Raw genomic sequence first — 16,801 nt, forward strand, 5'->3', positions numbered from 1 at the left:
TTTAATAGCAGTTCGAAATGATTGTCAGCAACTGTGCAGTCCAAGGAAATCGACAATCTGGTTGAAATAATCTTCGAAGCCCGTGAATGCGTGGTTTCCACCTTCGATTACAGTCTGGCGGCAGGACGCGTAGTACGCCACTGCCTGGCGGTAATCCAGCACTTCATCCCCCGTCTGTTGCAGCAGCCAGATAAGGTCTGGCGCTTCCAGCGGGTCAATCTGCATGACTTTAAGATCGTAAATATGACGAGACTCTAGCACATATTGCTGCCCCGTGTAGGGGTTCTCGTTCTGGCCGAGGTAGTCGGTCAGCAGTTCGAAAGGCCGCACCGCCGGGTTGACCACGACAGCGGGCAGCATAAAGCATTGCGACAGCCAGGTCGCGTAGTAGCCGCCCAAAGAAGACCCGACGACACCCAGCGGTTCCCCACCGTGCTCCAGCACGATCGACTCCAGCATTTCTGCGGCATCGGCCGGGTATGGCGGCAGTTGCGGCACAATCATCTCAATGTCAGGATGCTGTGCGCACAGCCAGTCTTTGAGCAGACAGGCTTTCGCCGAGCGAGGCGAACTGTTGAAGCCGTGAAGATAAAGAAGCGTAGACATCAGTAGCCTTCTGACGCGGTGTCGGGGCGAAACTCAGTCCCCTCTAAACGACAGACGTCCGTATGTAGCGAACCGTCAGCAAACAGCTCCAGTGTACGCCAGCCAGGACCAATCGTGTCGAGGGTAAAGTTAGCGCAGTGCGGTTTGAACTGGACGCAGGTTGATGGCGTCGCCAGCAGACGGCGGCCATTCCAGTCGAGATCCAGCTCCTGATGAATGTGTCCGCAAAGCAGATATTTCACGCGCGGGAAGTTCACCAGCACGCTGTCCAGCTCCGCAGCGTTGCGCAGACTGTGCTGATCCAGCCAGCTGCAGCCCGCAGGCAGCGGATGATGGTGCAGAAGCAGCAACGTATGACGTTCCGGCGCTTCCGCCAGCTTTTGCTCAAGCCACTCCAGTTGGAATTCGCTCAGTTCGCCGTGGGGTACGCCAAACACCTGGCTGTCGAGCAGCAGGATCTGCCAGTGCTCGCCAATCATCACGCGCTTGGCTGGCGAGATCCCCGCCTCCTGCAACGCGCTGTACATGGCTGGCTGAAAGTCATGGTTGCCTGGCAACCAGACGCAAGGCGCGCGAAAGCTGGCTATGCCTTCAGCAAAATGCTGATAGGCCGCCGCGCTTTGATCCTGCGCTAAATCCCCTGTCGCCACGATCAGATCGTATTCCTGCCCCTCGGCATGAATCGCTTTCAGCACGGCCTGGTAACTTTCCCAGGTGTTCACGCCTAACAGCGTTTCGTGCTTTTCGGCAAACAGGTGAGTATCGGTAATTTGTAAGATCCTGACCCTGGCCTCACCAGCCAGAGGAAGGTTTAACAGGCTTTCCAAATGGTGTCCTTAGGTTTCACGACGCTAGTAAACCGGAATCGCCATCGCTCCATGTGCTAAACAGTATCGCAGCCAGTCGGCTAAAAACTGATTAATTTGATGCTTTTCGTCGCGTTGGTGCAACTTTTTATTGGGATAATCATACCGCGCTTTGAAGCGAAAGATCTGCTGACTTGAACACACTTCAGCCACCATCGCGTCATGATAGAGGCGGACCGTCAGCGACGGCAGGCTCCAGTAGGTGATTGCCGGCGCCGTCTGCTCGATCGTAACAAGCGTAGTGTATCGGGTCGATTCAACAACCGTTAGCCGATATTGTGCGTTGCCCACCTGATAGCTTACTGTTTCGCCAGGCGCGTCATTGCGCGGCAGCAGGCGGCGTAGCTGTGAGAAATTGGTTTCGCACAGACGCATCATTTCAGGAAAGTCAGGTGTATAGCGCTTCATTTTTTCCACTCGTGTATTAACTCTTTATAGTGCAACTGCAACCATTGCAGGGCAATGACGGAAGCCGCGTTATCAATTTTCCCCTCTTCAACCCATTGATAAGCCTGTTCCCGGCTTACCACATGAACCCGAATATCTTCGTTTTCATCAGCCAGACCGTGAATCCCGTTCGCGGTCGTGGCGTCCACTTCACCCACCATAATTGACGAGCGCTCGCTGGTGCCCCCCGGACTTGCCAGATAACTGAGCACCGGTTTCGTCCGTTTCACCACGATGCCGGCTTCTTCCATCGCCTCACGGCGCGCGACGTCGTCGACGGTCTCGCCGTCTTCAATCATGCCGGCCACCAGTTCCAGTAACCACGGCGTGTCGCTGGTGTCATAGGCCGCAATTCGGACCTGCTCGACAAGCACCACTTCGTCCCGCTCAGGGTCAAAGGGTAGCAAGACTGCGGCGTGACCGCGCTCAAAAATTTCGCGCCGCACCTCCTGGCTCATTTCACCGTTGAACAAGCGGTGGCGGAAGCGGTAAAGATCCATCGAAAAAAAACCGCGATATAGCGTTTCTCGTGCAATAATTTCTACATCGTTTTTGGTGAAAGTTACGGGCGAGTTGCCTGATTTACGCATTGTGCCGTCCTGTACCAATAGTGATTTAAATGTGAATTTCAAGGGCGTTTGACTGCTGTTTTAGCGACCTTGTGGTAAATTGGTGCAAATTAACGCCTGATGGCACATAACGCCAACTTTTTGCAGTGGCGGATTCTGCTAGAATCGGCAATTATTTTTCTAAAATTTGATCAGCGCTAAATACTGCTTCACAACAAGGAATGCAAATGAAGAAATTGCTCCCCATCCTTATCGGCCTGAGCCTGTCGGGGTTCAGCACACTGAGCCAGGCAGAGAACCTGATGCAAGTTTATCAGCAAGCACGCCTGAGCAACCCGGAACTGCGTAAATCCGCCGCCGATCGCGATGCTGCATTCGAAAAAATCAACGAAGCACGTAGTCCTTTACTGCCTCAACTGGGTCTGGGTGCCGATTACACCTACAGCAACGGCTACCGTGACGCGAACGGCGTGAACTCTAACGCCACCAGCGCTTCTCTGCAATTAACGCAGACCCTTTTCGATATGTCGAAATGGCGCGCGCTGACCCTGCAGGAAAAATCAGCGGGCATTCAGGACGTCACCTTTCAGACGGACCAGCAAACGCTGATCCTGAACACCGCCAGTGCCTACTTTAAAGTGTTGAACGCCATTGACGTTCTCTCTTACACCCAGGCGCAGAAACAGGCGATTTATCGTCAGTTGGATCAAACCACTCAACGTTTCAACGTGGGTCTGGTGGCCATTACCGACGTGCAGAACGCCCGTTCACAGTACGATACCGTACTGGCGAACGAAGTGACCGCGCGTAACGATCTCGACAATGCTGTCGAAGAACTGCGTCAGGTTACCGGCAACTACTACCCGGAGCTGGCGTCGCTGAACGTCGACAGCTTTAAAACCGACAAGCCGCAGCCGGTAAACGCCCTGCTGAAAGAAGCGGAAAACCGTAACCTGACGCTGTTGCAGGCGCGTCTGAGCCAGGATCTGGCGCGCGAGCAAATTCGCCAGGCGCAGGACGGCCATCTGCCGACACTGGATTTAACCGCCTCGACCGGCGTTTCCGACACCTCATACAGCGGTTCCAAAACCCGTGGCGCTGCCGGTTCGCAATATGACGACAGTGAGATGGGCCAAAACAAAGTGGGCCTGAGCTTCTCTCTGCCGATCTACCAGGGCGGTATGGTGAACTCGCAGGTGAAACAGGCGCAGTACAACTTTGTCGGCGCGAGCGAACAGCTGGAAAGCGCGCACCGCAGCGTGGTACAGACCGTACGTTCGTCTTTCAATAACATTAATGCTTCCATCAGCAGTATTAACGCCTACAAACAGGCGGTTGTTACTGCGCAAAGCTCATTAGACGCGATGGAAGCAGGTTACTCTGTGGGTACACGTACGATTGTTGACGTGCTGGATGCGACCACCACGCTGTATAACGCCAAGCAGCAATTGGCGAATGCGCGTTATAACTACCTGATCAACCAGCTCAATATCAAATCCGCACTGGGTACGCTGAACGAGCAGGATCTGGTGGCGCTGAACAACACGTTGGGCAAACCGATTCCGACCAGCCCGGACAGCGTAGCGCCGGAAACTCCGCAGCAGGACGCCGCCGTGGATAACTTTAACGGAAACGCCACTGCCGTACAGCCGGCGTCAGCCCGGACGACCTCCGGCAGTAACCCGTTCCGCAATTAAGAGGGCCTTTCGCTTATCGGGCCTACCGCTACGTAGGCCCGATAAGGCGCAACCGCCGATCGGCACAAAATCGCTGCTGAACGTAAGACAACGTAAAGATCCCACGATTCAGCCGCATTCCTGCCCCTTCTCGCTTCATTTTCAACCACTCATCCTCTATCCTGAGCAGTAATTACCACTGGGTCCTGGAAGACGACAATGAAACGGACAAAATCCATCAAACACGCTGCGTTCCGCAAAAGCTGGAGCGCGCGTCACCTGACGCCTGTGGCGTTAGCCGTTACCGCTGTGTTTATGCTGGCGGGATGTGAAAAGAGCGACGAAACCGTATCGCTGTATCAGAATGCGGATGACTGCTCGGCAGCCAATCCGGGTAAAAGCGCGGAGTGTACTGCAACCTACAACAACGCGCTGAAAGAAGCCGAACGTACCGCGCCGAAATACGCGTCCCGCGAAGACTGCGTGGCCGAATTTGGCGAAGGCCAGTGCCAGCAGGCGCCAGCCCAGGCCGGTATGGCCCCTGAAGGACAGGCGCAAGCGCAGCAGTCCAGCGGCAGCTTCTGGATGCCGTTAATGGCGGGTTACATGATGGGTCGGATGATGGGCGGCGGCGCAGGTTTCGCGCAACAGCCGCTGTTCAGCTCGAAAAACCCGGCCAGCCCGGCATACGGTAAATATACCGACGCAAGCGGCAAAAACTATGGCGCCGCCACGCCAGGTCGCAGCATGACGGTGCCGAAAACCGCCATGGCGCCGAAGCCTGCCACCACTTCGACCGTCACGCGCGGCGGCTTTGGTGAATCTGTCGCCAAACAGAACACCATGCAGCGTAGCGCCAGCGGCACCTCCACGCGTTCAATGGGTGGCTGATCCGCATGGAAAGAGTCAGTATCACTGAGCGCCCGGACTGGCGCGATAAAGCCAACGAATATGGGTTCAATTTTCACACCATGTACGGTGAACCGTACTGGTGTGAAGAGGCATACTACAAGCTGACGCTGGCGCAGGTTGAAAAGCTGGAAGAGGTGACTGCCGAACTGCACCAGATGTGCCTGAAGGTGGTCGAAAAAGTGATCGCCAGCGACGCGCTGATGACCAAATTCCGCATTCCCAAGCATACCTGGGGCTTCGTTCGTCAGTCCTGGCAAACGAGCCAGCCCTCGCTCTATTCACGTCTCGATCTGGCGTGGGACGGCACCGGCGAACCTAAGCTGCTGGAAAACAACGCCGATACGCCGACTTCGCTGTATGAAGCCGCATTTTTCCAGTGGATCTGGCTTGAAGATCAGCTCAACGCGGGTAACCTGCCGCAAGGTAGCGACCAGTTTAACAGCCTCCAGGAAAAACTTATCGCGCGTTTCGCCGAGCTGCGCGAGCAGTACGGTTTTCAGCTTCTGCATCTCACCTGTTGCCGGGACACCGTTGAGGATCGCGGAACCATTCAGTATCTGCAGGACTGCGCCGCAGAAGCGGAAATCGCCACCGAATTCCTCTACATCGAAGATATCGGGCTGGGCGAGAAAGGCCAGTTTACGGACCTGCAGGATCAGGTGATCGCCAACCTGTTCAAGCTGTATCCGTGGGAATTTATGCTGCGTGAGATGTTCTCTACCAAGCTGGAAGATGCAGGCGTTCGCTGGCTGGAACCGGCCTGGAAGAGCATTATTTCCAACAAGGCGCTGCTGCCGCTGCTGTGGGAAATGTTTCCTGACCATCCGAATCTGCTGCCTGCGTACTTCGCAGAGGACGATCATCCGCAAATGGAAAAATTTGTCGTGAAGCCGATCTTCTCGCGTGAAGGCGCTAACGTCTCCATCATAGAGAACGGTAAAACGATCGAAGCGGTGGAAGGCCCTTACGGCGAAGAAGGCATGATCGTGCAGCAGTTCCATCCGCTGCCGAAGTTTGGCGACAGCTATATGCTGATCGGTAGTTGGTTGATCAACGATCAGCCTGCCGGGATCGGCATACGTGAAGACCGCGCGCTGATCACTCAGGATCTGTCCCGCTTCTACCCGCATATCTTTGTTGAATGATTAAGGGTGCCGGATGAGTGCGCAAAGCGCCTTATCCGGCCTGACCCACCTGTACCGACAGCATACTCAGACTGCCCATTTCGATCCCCTCTACGGGTAGGGTCACTGGCTCTTTACCATCCCATGCGCCCAATACATACAGTAACGGCAGGAAGTGATCCGGGGTTGGATTCGACAGCGGACCGCCTTCGTGGTCGAGATAGTTGACCAGCGGATGCCGTTCTGTCGGTCCCTGCCAGGTCAGATTCGCTTTAACAAAATCATTGAACGAGGTCGCCCACGGATAAGGCGCGTCGTCACCGTGCCAGCGGACAGTGCGCAAGTTATGCACCACATTACCGCTGGCTAGCAGCATAATTCCTTCGTCACGCAGCGCCGCCAGCTTACGTCCAATCTCAAAATGCCAGGCCGCCGGTTTGGTGCTGTCGACGCTCAACTGCACCATGGGAATATCGGCATTCGGATACATTTTGATCAACACGCCCCACGAACCATGGTCAAAACCCCAGGCCTCTTTATCGAGCGTAACCGGCACCGGCGCCAGAAGCTCCACCAGCCGCTGTGCCAGTTCCGGCGAACCGGGAGCCGGATAATGCGTGTCGTACAGCGCCTGCGGAAAACCGCCAAAATCATGAATCGTCTTTGGCGCGTCCATTGCGGTCACGCCAGTACCGCGCGTGTACCAGTGAGCGGACACCACCACAATCGCTTTCGGACGCGGCAGACGCTCCCCCAGTTGCTGCCAGGCGCGGGTATACAGATTATCTTCCAGCACGTTCATGGGGCTGCCGTGCCCCAAAAACAAAGCTGGCATACGAATTGAAGACATGATGATATCCTTACTCAGGGAGTCATTTTATGAGTCTTACCATACGCTCTTTCGATATATGAAGAACTCAGATAACCATGATGATGATCATCAGTTATTTTGAAGGTCAGGTGAATTTTTAAGGAGTTATTGATGTCAGTACCTTTACTTCTGACCTTACTGGCGGGCGCCGCCACGTTTATCGGCGCGTTTTTAGGCGTCCTGGGCCAGAAACCCTCGAACCGTCTGCTGGCGTTTTCACTCGGATTTGCCGCCGGGATCATGCTGCTCATCTCTTTAATGGAGATGCTGCCTGCGGCACTGGCCGCGGAAGGCATGTCGCCGCTTCTCGGCTACGGAATGTTTATTATCGGCCTGCTGGGCTATTTTGGCCTCGACCGTCTGCTACCACACGCTCATCCCCAGGATCTGGTACAAAAAACAACGCAGCCGCTTCCAGGTTCGATTAAGCGCACCGCTCTCCTGCTGACGCTCGGTATCAGTTTGCACAACTTTCCGGAGGGCATCGCCACTTACGTTACCGCCAGCAGTAACCTCGAACTTGGATTTGGCGTGGCGCTGGCCGTTGCCTTGCACAACATTCCTGAAGGGCTGGCGGTAGCCGGTCCGGTATACGCCGCGACAGGCTCGAAGCGAACGGCCGTCTTCTGGGCAGGCATTTCCGGCATGGCCGAAATTCTGGGCGGCGTCCTGGCATGGCTGATTCTCGGCAGCCTGGTTTCGCCTGTGGTCATGGCCGCCATTATGGCTGCGGTGGCGGGCATTATGGTGGCGCTGTCGGTCGATGAGCTGATGCCGCTGGCAAAAGAGATCGATCCAAATAACAACCCCAGTTACGGCGTTCTTTGCGGCATGTCAGTGATGGGGCTAAGCCTCGTCGTCCTTCAGACGATGGGGCTGGGATAACGAAGAAAGAGCAGGAAGCGACTATTCCTGCTCTTTAGTCAGAACACGCGTTTGTTCGTCCCGACGCAGCAATGTATTACGAATTTCCAGCAGCGCATCTCTGTCCTGGCGAAACGCTTTGCAGTAACGCTTCATATGGCAGAAATAGCCCACCACGACCAGTACAATTAGCACAATCCAATACCAGGCAATAAACATCCTTTTCCCTTTAAATTTAACATTAACAGATATTTAGCGTTAAAATTAACATACCTATTTTTAGGTATATTTATATACTGGCACAGTATGAAATCGAAATGATGATTTCGATCATAGAGAAAAAGGTTGGGTGTTTATTAACCTATAAGAAGGGCAAATAAGGGAAATTTGCCGGATAAGGTGCTTTAACCACTATCCGGCAAGGAGGTATTAGCTGGCTTTACGTTCGTGGGCCTGACGGTATGCCACCAGGTCTTCGATCGTCACTACCGCCATATTGTGTTTAGTGGCAAAGTCGATGCACTCCGGCGCGCGCGCCATGCTGCCATCATCATTGGTCAGTTCACACAGCACGCCCGCAGGTTTGAAACCAGCCAGCGTCACCAAATCGATGGTCGCTTCAGTGTGGCCGCCACGGGTCAACACGCCGCCAGGCTGAGCACGCAGCGGGAAGACGTGTCCCGGACGATTCAGATCGGAAGGCTTCGCGCCATCGGCAATCGCCGCGCGCACGGTGGTGACGCGGTCAGCGGCGGAAACGCCGGTGGTCACGCCTTCAGCGGCTTCAATGGTCACGGTAAAACCGGTGCCGTAAGCGCTGGTGTTATTTTCCACCATCATCGGCAGATCGAGCTGCTTGCGGCGATCTTCGGTGATGCACAGGCAAACAATACCGCTGCCGTGACGAATGGTCAGCGCCATTTGTTCAACGGTCATGGTTTCTGCCGGGAAAATCATATCGCCTTCGTTTTCGCGATCTTCATCGTCAAGCACCATCACACCGCGGCCTTCGCGCAGCGCAGTCAGCGCATGTTCAACACGTTCGAAAGGCGTACCAAAAGAGGAAAGTAGCGTCTGATTCATGGTAAAAAAAACCTCACTAAAATTATGGTTACCAGAATCAGGGCAGTCTTAGGAGTACCGACAAGCGGCAAAAAAATAACGTGAGCGGGTCCGTGCCCGACTGGATCGTTACTCTCTCCCATCCGGACTTTAACCGTCGGCCCCGGAATTACACCGGATCTGCTGACCTTCAGATTCACATCTGAAGCGCTCGCGGGCTTTCAGCCGGTCCTTCAACTTTCACGCCGCTGCAGGATGAACTGCAACACGAAAAGTGATGAACATCGCTGATTTACCGCCGGTGGGGAATTTCGCCCCGCCCTGAGAATAAGCGGAATAACTATAACGCTATTGATTACCTTCATCAACGCCTTTACCCGCATAAGCTTCACACAATTCTGGTTTATGCCTTGCGCATATCGCACTACAATGTGCTTTAACACTTACCAGTTCAGGGAAACCACTATGATTGACCCGAAAAAAATTGAGCAGATCGCTCGCCAGGTTCACGAGTCGATGCCGAAAGGGATCCGGGAGTTCGGGGAAGATGTCGAGAAAAAGATCCGTCAGACGCTGCAGTCTCAGTTGACGCGTCTCGATCTGGTGAGCCGCGAAGAGTTTGACGTGCAGACGCAGGTGCTGTTGCGTACCCGTGAAAAGCTGGCGCTGCTGGAACAGCGGTTGAGCGAGCTGGAAGCGCGTCAGAGCGGTATCAGCGACGAAGTCAAACCCGCGCCTGCCATCCCGCCGGTAGAACCGCAGGAGTAAAAACAGCAACGGGCCGCAAGGCCCGTTGAGTCGTTTAGTGTTCCACTTCTAATTTTCTCGCTTGCATCGCCTGCTGACAGTAGTGTGCATAGCGTTTGCAAAACCAACTGCGGTGCTCCTCATCCATATTGCCTGTCACGGCCTGGATATCCACCGGGCGACCTTCAGCCTGCATTCTGGCAAAACTGCGCGCCAGGAAATCAAAATTGTTCAACGAATAAACCGTGTTGTTCATCAGCATACCCTCCAGTTTGTGAAACTCTGCTAAGGCCATATGCTTTTTCTGATTTCAGTATTTACCCGTCCCGGTGACGGGTTTGTACATAATGTGCGCAATTAAGATGCCGGATATCACACTTTGGCAAGTTACCCGCCAGCGTGGCGTTTATCCGGCGCAGGGCAGCGCTTTTAGTTATCGCTCTCTTTCTGGATTTTTTTAATGATATTGGTGGTTGAGCAACCGTCTTCGAAGTTCAGTACCAACACTTCGCCGCCGTTGGCCCACACTTCTTCGCTGCCTGCGATCTCTTCTGGCTTATAGTCGCCGCCCTTCACCAGCAGATCCGGCAAGATCCCCGCAATCAGGCGCTGCGGCGTGTCTTCTTCAAACGACACCACCCAGTCCACCGCTTCCAGCGCGCCGAGTACGATCATGCGCTGCTCAAGCGGGTTCACCGGCCGCGTTTCGCCTTTCAGGCGTTTGGTTGACGCATCGCTGTTCACCGCGACAATCAGGCGATCGCCCAGTTTGCGCGCATTCGCGAGATACGACACATGCCCTGCGTGCAGAATATCGAACACGCCATTGGTCATCACCACTTTTTCACCACGTTTACGCGCGGCGGCGACGGCGACCTTCAGTTCGTCTTCGGTCATCACGCCAAAGCCCGTTTCCGCACGGCCACGCACCGCGTTTTCCAGTTCGATCGGCGAAACGGTAGACGTCCCCAGCTTACCGACCACGACGCCTGCCGCCGCGTTGGCAAAGAAACAGGCTTCTTCCAGACTGTTGCCTGCGGCAAGCGTAGCAGCCAGTACGCCAATCACGGTGTCGCCAGCGCCGGTCACGTCATACACTTCCTGCGCCTGGGTCGGCATATGCAGCGGCGCTTTGCCTGGCTGCAGCAGCGTCATCCCCTGCTCGGAGCGGGTCACCAGCAGCGCGGACAGTTCAAAATCGGCGATCAGCTTCATGCCGCGCTCAACAATGTCTTCTTCGCTTTTACATTTCCCGGCCACCGCTTCGAACTCAGAGAGGTTCGGCGTCAGCAGGGTCGCGCCGCGGTAGCGCTCAAAATCGGTGCCTTTCGGGTCGATCAGTACCGGAACGCCCGCTTTACGCGCCAGCGCAATCATCTGCTGAACGCTGGCCAGCGCGCCTTTGGCGTAGTCGGAGAGCACCAACGCGCCAATGGAACTCAGCGCCTGGTTAATACGCTCGTGAAGCGGTTGCGGATCGACGCCCTCGAAGCCTTCTTCAAAATCCAGCCGAATCAGCTGCTGGTTACGCGAAAGCACGCGCAGTTTGGTGATAGTCGGATGGGTCGGTACAGAAACAAAGTCGCATTTCACATTCACATCGGCCAGCGTTTTGCTCAGCGCACGCGCCGCATCGTCTATACCGGTTAACCCGACCAGACGGGAGTTTGCCCCCAGAGAGGCAATATTCATCGCCACGTTCGCCGCACCGCCCGGACGCTCTTCGATGGTATCCACTTTGACCACAGGCACCGGCGCTTCCGGCGAAATACGGCTGGTTGGCCCATACCAGTAGCGATCCAGCATGACATCGCCAACAACCAAAACTCCTGCACGTTCAAACTCTGGCAGCGTTACTTTCATTCCTGTCTCCTGAGAGATTCAAAATTTGCGCGCGATAATAGCACACTTCAAACGGCGACCAGCCACTTCCGCCAGCTTGCCCGCACCAGCGCGCGTTCGGCTTCAAAGCAGGTTTGCGCCACATGGCCCGGCAGTTCCTGTAAGGCCAGGTGATGCAGCTCATCGCGCAGCGTGGTATAGGCGCGGGTCAGCGCCATCGCCTCCTGCTCATCCATAATGTCGTTCTGCGCTAGCAGCTCCAGTATCCGCACGTTATCCGACCAGCGCGTCAGCTTCGGTTTGTCGTGTGCATAGCGCAGCACCAGATACTGCGTAATAAATTCGATGTCGGTGATCCCGCCTTCATCTGCTTTGATGTCAAAACGATCGCGATGTTTATTGCCCAGATGAGCACGCATTTTTTCGCGCATTTCGCGCACTTCGGTTTGCAACGTGGCGCCGTCGCGCGGCAGGGTCACGATCTCGCGGCGTACCGCGTCAAACTGTGCGGTGAGCTGCGGGTCGCCGTAGACCACGCGGGCGCGGACCAGCGCCTGATGTTCCCAGGTCCAGGCCTCGTTTTTCTGGTAATCCGCGAAAGCCTCGGCGGAGGTCACCAGCATCCCCGCCGCGCCGGACGGGCGCAAACGCGCGTCCACTTCATACAAAATGCCGGAAGACGTCCGCGTGCTGAACAGGTGCATAATGCGCTGCGCCAGGCGCAGATAAAACTGTCGTCCGTCGATTTCGCGATCGCCGTCGGTCATTACGTCAACCGGACAGTCGTGCAGGAAGATGAGATCGAGATCGGAACTGTAGCCCAGTTCCCAGCCGCCCAGTTTACCGTAGCCTACCACCGCGAAACCGCGCCCTTCACGATCCGCCAGATGTCCCGGCTGTCCGTAGCGCGCCACCATCTGTAGCCACGCCTGCTGCACCACGGCGTCTATCATCGCTTCCGCAAGCCAGGTCAGGTGATCGCTGACCTTCATCACCGGCAGTGTTCCGGCGATATCCGCGGCGGCAATACGCAGCAGCTGCGTCTGCTTAAACTGGCGCAGCGCCTCCAGTTGCTGTTCTTCGTCATCTTCCGGCACGCGCAGCAGATACTGCCGCAGTTCATCACGGTAGGCGTCGGTCGCGGTGGGCTGATAGAGCGTGTTCGGGTCAAGCAATTCGTCGAGCAACAGCGGGTAACGGGCAAGCTGGCTGGCGACCATCGGCGAGGCGGCGCATAGCGAAATGAGATGCTTCAGCGCGCCGGGGAATTCGCTCAGCAGCTCGAGATAAGTCGTGCGCGTGACGATCCCCACCAGCAGCGGCGTGATGCGTGACAGCGGGACGGAGGCATCCTGACGGACGCAGACATCGCTCAGCAGATGCGGCATCAGATGATCAAGCACCTGTCGCCCACGCGGCCCAATGGTGCGTTTATCAAGCTCTTTACGGAAGTCGGTAATCAGTGCCAGTACCCGGGTCCGGTCTTCGTCGGTCAGGTGAGCCAGGACCGGCGGCGTGTCGTCTTCCTGTAGCGCGTCCTGCCAGAGCTCGCGCCATTGCTCCGAAAGCGTATCTTCCTGCGTTTCGCTTTCATCATCGCCAATCAGTTCATTAAAGACGCGACGGACATTGGCCATATGCGTGTCCAGGATGTCGGTCAGTTGCTGCCAGTCATCCGCATTCATCCCCCACGCCAGACGCGCGCGGTTCAGTTCATCGCCCGGTAACGTTTGGGTCTGTTCGTCGTTAATGCTTTGCAGCAGGTTTTCCAGACGGCGGAGGAACAGATAAGCCGAGCGCAACTGGCTCGCATCGTTATCCGGCAACAAATGCAGCGCGGCGATGGCCTGTAAAGTGGGAAGCAAAGCGCGGGACTGCAACGACGGTTCGCGCCCGCCGCGAATAAGCTGGAAAACCTGAACGATAAATTCAATTTCACGAATACCGCCCGCGCCGAGTTTGATGTTGTCTTTCAGCCCGCGACGACGCACTTCCCGGGCAATCATGCCTTTCATGTTGCGCAGTGACTGAATCACGCTGAAATCAATGTAGCGACGGAACACGAACGGACGCAACATGGCGCGCAGTTCGTCAACGTAGCGGCCCTCTGTCTCGCCCATGATACGCGCCTTCACCATCGCGTAGCGTTCCCAGTCACGCCCCTGCTCCTGATAATAATCCTCCAGCGCGACAAAGCTCAGTACCAGCGGACCGCTGTCGCCAAACGGTCGCAGGCGCATATCCACCCGATAAACGAAGCCGTCCTGCGTGGGCTGATCGAGCACTTTGATCAGCCGCTGGCCCATGCGGGTGAAGAACTGCGCGTTATCCAGCTCGCGACGCCCACCCCGGGTGGCGCCGTGTTCCGGCCAGGCGAAAATGAGATCGATATCCGAGGAAAAATTCAGCTCGCCGCCGCCCAGTTTGCCCATGCCTAAGATCAGCAGCGGCTGTGGGATGCCCTCCGGGTTACACGGCGTCCCCCACTCACGGCAGCAGGCGTCATACAGCCAGTCGCGCGCGCTGACAATCAACGTCTCCGCCAGCTGGCTGAGCTGCTGTAAAACCGCAGTATCTTCAATCAGCGAGAGCGCCTGGGCCCAGGCTATCCGCACCATAATACGACGACGAAACAGGCGCAGCTCCCGCATTAGCGCCGCTTCGTCATTCACCTCAGCCAGCGCCGTGTGTAGCCATTCGCCGTAGCGCTGCCATTCGTCCGCCTGCGGCGGCGCATTTTCCAGCCCGCTCAGCCAGTGGGGATGGGCAATAACGCTGTCCCGCACAAAGTCGCTGAATGTGAGCACTGACTTCGCTTGTACGCTAAGCGTAGCGTCAGGCAATTGTTCAGCAACGGTTTGCCAGTACTGCTGTAACGGTGAAGAAAGCGGCTTCATGAAAGAGTTCCTTGTAACGTTGCCGGATGGCGGCGTTCGCCAGAGCCGGCCTACAACGACGCAGCGCCAACAGGCATTCACTTCTGCGTTCGGGAATGACGCGGTTTACCGTTTTCCGCTGTGCAACCAGAACGGCGCCTGGTTTATCGCTTCATTGCGGAAATGTTCAATTTCAATACGCTGTCGGGTGGCGATGGCGTGATGCAGCCCCTGCCAGTTTTCCAGCCACGCCTGCGCCACTACAGCATCGTAATACCCGGCCAGCAGTAGCACAGTATCGATATCACGACGTAAGCGCGGCAGTTGATCCTGATACTGGTCGCCTAACGGCTGAGCAAACACGCTTTTCAGTTCAGCGGCGGTACGTGAAAGATGGATATCCGCGAAACGCTTAAAGGAATCGGCCATTTTGGCCTGTGCTTTAGCATCCAGAAACGGCTGCCAGGCTTTGGTGACCAGCCACTCCGTCAGCGCCAGTTTTGCCATTGCGGTTTGCGGGGTATACACCGCCGTCACGGCAGAGACCGCCGAGGCCAGGGTAGCCTCAGACTGGGTTAACAAATCTCGTAAGTGAGTGCTCGCTTTACGCGGAACGATACCACCGAACAGGGTAAGCGTATGGCGCACCAGCCCCATCGCCGCAGACACCTCCGCTTTCGCCGACTCCACGCCGCGCAGCCACAGTTCCTCGTGGTACTGCCACTGCGCTAAGGCCAGCTCCATCGCCGCTTCCAGCCCCTGCTCAACGCTGGCTTTTGCGGGCAAGGTCAGTACTGTGGTCGGTTTGATCTCGCGCCGGGCGTTTCCCTGGGCCAGGTGATAACCTCGCGCCGCCTTACTCAGGCTGCCCTGACGCAGTCCCGCCTGGCTCACCAGTTGATTAGCCAGCTTCAGCACCGCCCGGGTGTCGCCGCTCAGCAGTTCAAGCTCCAGCTCGCAAAGAGGTTCGGTAAATTCGCCGGCCTTAACCTCTCCGAGATCGAGCGCAATTTCAATCTGGCTGCCGTCAATTTCCAGCAGCCATTTCTCGCGATCAAAATCGGTACTGAACAATGGCTGCACGCGGGAAGCGAGATCGGCAGGCAGCTCGCCGTTCGGCCACACTGTCTGCGGAAGTTGCGCTAAATCGAGCGTAGGTTCGCTAAGCGGAATATTATATTCCGGACGCTGATGCAAACCGCCGACCACCCGCCCGGCGATTTTCAGGGTCATTTCATAGCGGCCATTCTCGCCGCGAATGCGTAACCCCATATCGTGGCTGCGTAGCCAGTTATCCGCCGTCTCGTAGTAAATGTTCAGCAGCTTGCTGGGCGCGTGATGTTCGCCGCCAAGCGTATTCAGATGGTCGCGCAGTGCGTCAACCGCATCGTGATTAACGATAAATTTTAATTCGATTTCCTGAGCCATGGCCTTGTACTTAGGGTTATGTCACAGTTGAAGGGATCGACTGCGAACTTCGTGCGTTACTGAGTGTCAGTAGATAGTATTTTGCGCCAAATTGCCATGCAACGAGCAATTTGACGGGCGTAAAAGTTTGACGTAGTGGCGAAGCTGACACAGATGATTCCGATTGATGTCGAATGCTTTGCGTAGAGACACTGATCCCACTACTATCGTTCCACTTTCTATGACAATAACGACAGCCTGATGCCAAAATTACGCCTGATTGGACTAACTTTACTTGCACTTAGCGCCACTGCCGTCTCCCACGCAGAAGAAACGCGCTATGTCTCTGATGAACTAAGCACCTGGGTCCGCAGCGGTCCGGGAGATAACTATCGCCTCGTCGGCACCATGAACGCCGGCGAACAGGTCACCTTGTTACAGACCGACAATAATTACGGCCAGGTCAAAGACAGCACCGGTCGCACTGCCTGGATCCCGCTGAAAGAGCTGAACACCTCGCCCAGCCTGCGCACCCGCGTACCGGATCTGGAAAATCAGGTCAAAACCCTGACCGATAAGCTGACCAACATTGACACCACCTGGAATCAGCGGACAGCCGACATGCAGCAAAAGGTCGCGCAGAGCGACAGCGTGATCAACGGCCTGAAAGAAGAAAACCAGAAGCTGAAAAACGAGCTGATTGTGGCGCAGAAGAAGGTCAGCGCCGCAAATCTGCAGCTTGATGACAAGCAGCGTACCATCATCATGCAATGGTTTATGTATGGCGGCGGCGTGCTCGGTCTCGGCCTGCTGCTCGGTCTGGTGCTGCCGCATATGATCCCAAGCCGCAAACGCAAAGACCGCTGGATGAACTAAATCGCCTTCTCCGCCACACTGTCATATCATTAAGAAAGTGTATTTCTCAGGAGAGG

Annotated in this window: 17 protein-coding genes and 1 riboswitch; of the genes, 6 read left to right on the forward strand and 11 right to left on the reverse strand. The window is 55.9% G+C overall.

Annotation, left to right across the window (positions count from 1 at the left end; genetic code table 11):
* Nucleotides 1-24: 24 nt before the first annotated feature.
* The 4 genes from yqiA to nudF are packed head-to-tail and all read right to left on the reverse strand — an operon-like array spanning nucleotide 25 to nucleotide 2,509.
* Nucleotides 25-606 carry an esterase YqiA gene (gene yqiA / locus HVX72_RS18635; protein ID WP_042289277.1) on the reverse strand — a complete coding sequence of 194 codons (582 nt, stop codon included), beginning with the start codon at nucleotides 604-606 and terminating at the stop codon, nucleotides 25-27.
* On the reverse strand, nucleotides 606-1,433 hold the full coding sequence (cpdA, locus tag HVX72_RS18640; RefSeq protein ID WP_042289280.1) for a 3',5'-cyclic-AMP phosphodiesterase: 828 nt from the start codon (nucleotides 1,431-1,433) through the stop codon (nucleotides 606-608). The genes yqiA and cpdA overlap by 1 nt, the downstream gene beginning before the upstream one ends.
* Before the next feature lie 24 nt (nucleotides 1,434-1,457).
* The gene (locus tag HVX72_RS18645; protein WP_012907621.1) at nucleotides 1,458-1,880 is read right to left on the reverse strand and encodes a DUF1249 family protein; all 423 of its coding nucleotides are present in this window, start codon (nucleotides 1,878-1,880) and stop codon (nucleotides 1,458-1,460) included.
* Entirely contained in the window at nucleotides 1,877-2,509 is a 633-nt protein-coding gene (nudF, locus tag HVX72_RS18650; RefSeq protein ID WP_042289285.1) for an ADP-ribose diphosphatase, read from the reverse strand. The genes HVX72_RS18645 and nudF overlap by 4 nt, the downstream gene beginning before the upstream one ends.
* A 200-nt stretch (nucleotides 2,510-2,709) precedes the next feature.
* On the opposite strand from nudF, the gene tolC reads away from it, so the two are divergent.
* The 3 genes from tolC to HVX72_RS18665 all read left to right on the forward strand — a co-directional run bounded on the left by tolC (nucleotide 2,710) and on the right by HVX72_RS18665 (nucleotide 6,221).
* Nucleotides 2,710-4,185: an outer membrane channel protein TolC gene (tolC, locus tag HVX72_RS18655; RefSeq protein ID WP_275943315.1), complete on the forward strand. Its 1,476-nt coding sequence runs from the start codon at nucleotides 2,710-2,712 to the stop codon at nucleotides 4,183-4,185.
* 198 nt (nucleotides 4,186-4,383) lie between these two features.
* Entirely contained in the window at nucleotides 4,384-5,055 is a 672-nt protein-coding gene (locus HVX72_RS18660; RefSeq protein ID WP_042289288.1) for a DUF1190 family protein, read from the forward strand.
* Nucleotides 5,056-5,060: 5 nt separating this feature from the next.
* Nucleotides 5,061-6,221, forward strand: coding sequence for a glutathionylspermidine synthase family protein (locus HVX72_RS18665; RefSeq protein WP_042289291.1), 1,161 nt, complete (start codon nucleotides 5,061-5,063; stop codon nucleotides 6,219-6,221).
* 31 nt (nucleotides 6,222-6,252) lie between these two features.
* On the opposite strand, the gene ygiD is transcribed toward HVX72_RS18665, so the two are convergent.
* A complete protein-coding gene (gene ygiD / locus HVX72_RS18670; RefSeq protein WP_060570847.1) occupies nucleotides 6,253-7,050 on the reverse strand; it encodes a 4,5-DOPA dioxygenase extradiol in 798 nt (265 codons plus the stop codon).
* Nucleotides 7,051-7,182: 132 nt separating this feature from the next.
* On the opposite strand from ygiD, the gene zupT reads away from it, so the two are divergent.
* Nucleotides 7,183-7,956: a zinc transporter ZupT gene (gene zupT, locus HVX72_RS18675; protein WP_060570848.1), complete on the forward strand. Its 774-nt coding sequence runs from the start codon at nucleotides 7,183-7,185 to the stop codon at nucleotides 7,954-7,956.
* Between the two features lie 21 nt (nucleotides 7,957-7,977).
* On the opposite strand, the gene HVX72_RS18680 is transcribed toward zupT, so the two are convergent.
* Both HVX72_RS18680 and ribB read right to left on the reverse strand, forming a co-directional pair.
* Nucleotides 7,978-8,154: a hypothetical protein gene (locus HVX72_RS18680; protein ID WP_042289298.1), complete on the reverse strand. Its 177-nt coding sequence runs from the start codon at nucleotides 8,152-8,154 to the stop codon at nucleotides 7,978-7,980.
* 210 nt (nucleotides 8,155-8,364) lie between these two features.
* On the reverse strand, nucleotides 8,365-9,018 hold the full coding sequence (ribB, locus tag HVX72_RS18685; RefSeq protein WP_060570850.1) for a 3,4-dihydroxy-2-butanone-4-phosphate synthase: 654 nt from the start codon (nucleotides 9,016-9,018) through the stop codon (nucleotides 8,365-8,367).
* Between the two features lie 106 nt (nucleotides 9,019-9,124).
* Nucleotides 9,125-9,330, reverse strand: a riboswitch (FMN riboswitch).
* Nucleotides 9,331-9,462: 132 nt separating this feature from the next.
* Between ribB and ubiK the strand changes: the two genes are divergently transcribed.
* Complete coding sequence (gene ubiK, locus HVX72_RS18690; protein WP_042289303.1) at nucleotides 9,463-9,765, forward strand: ubiquinone biosynthesis accessory factor UbiK; 303 nt, start codon at nucleotides 9,463-9,465, stop codon at nucleotides 9,763-9,765.
* Nucleotides 9,766-9,799: 34 nt separating this feature from the next.
* Here ubiK and glgS read toward each other — a convergent pair whose 3' ends face one another.
* The 4 genes from glgS to HVX72_RS18710 form a co-directional block, all read right to left on the reverse strand.
* A complete protein-coding gene (glgS, locus tag HVX72_RS18695) occupies nucleotides 9,800-10,006 on the reverse strand; it encodes a cell surface composition regulator GlgS (protein WP_082636864.1) in 207 nt (68 codons plus the stop codon).
* A gap of 167 nt (nucleotides 10,007-10,173) precedes the next feature.
* Nucleotides 10,174-11,607, reverse strand: a complete 1,434-nt coding sequence (gene hldE, locus HVX72_RS18700; RefSeq protein ID WP_042289305.1) for a bifunctional D-glycero-beta-D-manno-heptose-7-phosphate kinase/D-glycero-beta-D-manno-heptose 1-phosphate adenylyltransferase HldE — start codon at nucleotides 11,605-11,607, stop codon at nucleotides 10,174-10,176.
* Nucleotides 11,608-11,654: 47 nt separating this feature from the next.
* Nucleotides 11,655-14,483: a bifunctional [glutamate--ammonia ligase]-adenylyl-L-tyrosine phosphorylase/[glutamate--ammonia-ligase] adenylyltransferase gene (glnE, locus tag HVX72_RS18705; protein WP_181822079.1), complete on the reverse strand. Its 2,829-nt coding sequence runs from the start codon at nucleotides 14,481-14,483 to the stop codon at nucleotides 11,655-11,657.
* A gap of 105 nt (nucleotides 14,484-14,588) precedes the next feature.
* Nucleotides 14,589-15,890 carry an inorganic triphosphatase gene (locus HVX72_RS18710; protein ID WP_181822080.1) on the reverse strand — a complete coding sequence of 434 codons (1,302 nt, stop codon included), beginning with the start codon at nucleotides 15,888-15,890 and terminating at the stop codon, nucleotides 14,589-14,591.
* Between the two features lie 240 nt (nucleotides 15,891-16,130).
* Between HVX72_RS18710 and HVX72_RS18715 the strand changes: the two genes are divergently transcribed.
* On the forward strand, nucleotides 16,131-16,745 hold the full coding sequence (locus HVX72_RS18715) for a TIGR04211 family SH3 domain-containing protein (RefSeq protein ID WP_042289312.1): 615 nt from the start codon (nucleotides 16,131-16,133) through the stop codon (nucleotides 16,743-16,745).
* The last annotated feature ends 56 nt before the right edge of the window (nucleotides 16,746-16,801 follow it).

It is taken from the genome of Citrobacter sp. RHB21-C05 (genome assembly GCF_013889015.1).
GTDB classification, from domain to species: domain Bacteria; phylum Pseudomonadota; class Gammaproteobacteria; order Enterobacterales; family Enterobacteriaceae; genus Citrobacter_A; species Citrobacter_A sedlakii.

Excerpts from the sequence above, each read along its gene's own strand:
- yqiA (WP_042289277.1), bottom strand. The coding sequence starts at position 606 with ATGTCTACGCTTCTTTATCTTCACGGCTTCAACAGTTCGCCTCGCTCG.
- HVX72_RS18645 (WP_012907621.1), bottom strand. The coding sequence starts at position 1,880 with ATGAAGCGCTATACACCTGACTTTCCTGAAATGATGCGTCTGTGCGAA.
- nudF (WP_042289285.1), bottom strand. The coding sequence starts at position 2,509 with ATGCGTAAATCAGGCAACTCGCCCGTAACTTTCACCAAAAACGATGTA.
- tolC (WP_275943315.1), top strand. The coding sequence starts at position 2,710 with ATGCAAATGAAGAAATTGCTCCCCATCCTTATCGGCCTGAGCCTGTCG.
- HVX72_RS18660 (WP_042289288.1), top strand. The coding sequence starts at position 4,384 with ATGAAACGGACAAAATCCATCAAACACGCTGCGTTCCGCAAAAGCTGG.
- HVX72_RS18665 (WP_042289291.1), top strand. The coding sequence starts at position 5,061 with ATGGAAAGAGTCAGTATCACTGAGCGCCCGGACTGGCGCGATAAAGCC.
- ygiD (WP_060570847.1), bottom strand. The coding sequence starts at position 7,050 with ATGTCTTCAATTCGTATGCCAGCTTTGTTTTTGGGGCACGGCAGCCCC.
- zupT (WP_060570848.1), top strand. The coding sequence starts at position 7,183 with ATGTCAGTACCTTTACTTCTGACCTTACTGGCGGGCGCCGCCACGTTT.
- HVX72_RS18680 (WP_042289298.1), bottom strand. The coding sequence starts at position 8,154 with ATGTTTATTGCCTGGTATTGGATTGTGCTAATTGTACTGGTCGTGGTG.
- ribB (WP_060570850.1), bottom strand. The coding sequence starts at position 9,018 with ATGAATCAGACGCTACTTTCCTCTTTTGGTACGCCTTTCGAACGTGTT.
- ubiK (WP_042289303.1), top strand. The coding sequence starts at position 9,463 with ATGATTGACCCGAAAAAAATTGAGCAGATCGCTCGCCAGGTTCACGAG.
- glgS (WP_082636864.1), bottom strand. The coding sequence starts at position 10,006 with ATGCTGATGAACAACACGGTTTATTCGTTGAACAATTTTGATTTCCTG.
- hldE (WP_042289305.1), bottom strand. The coding sequence starts at position 11,607 with ATGAAAGTAACGCTGCCAGAGTTTGAACGTGCAGGAGTTTTGGTTGTT.
- glnE (WP_181822079.1), bottom strand. The coding sequence starts at position 14,483 with ATGAAGCCGCTTTCTTCACCGTTACAGCAGTACTGGCAAACCGTTGCT.
- HVX72_RS18710 (WP_181822080.1), bottom strand. The coding sequence starts at position 15,890 with ATGGCTCAGGAAATCGAATTAAAATTTATCGTTAATCACGATGCGGTT.
- HVX72_RS18715 (WP_042289312.1), top strand. The coding sequence starts at position 16,131 with ATGCCAAAATTACGCCTGATTGGACTAACTTTACTTGCACTTAGCGCC.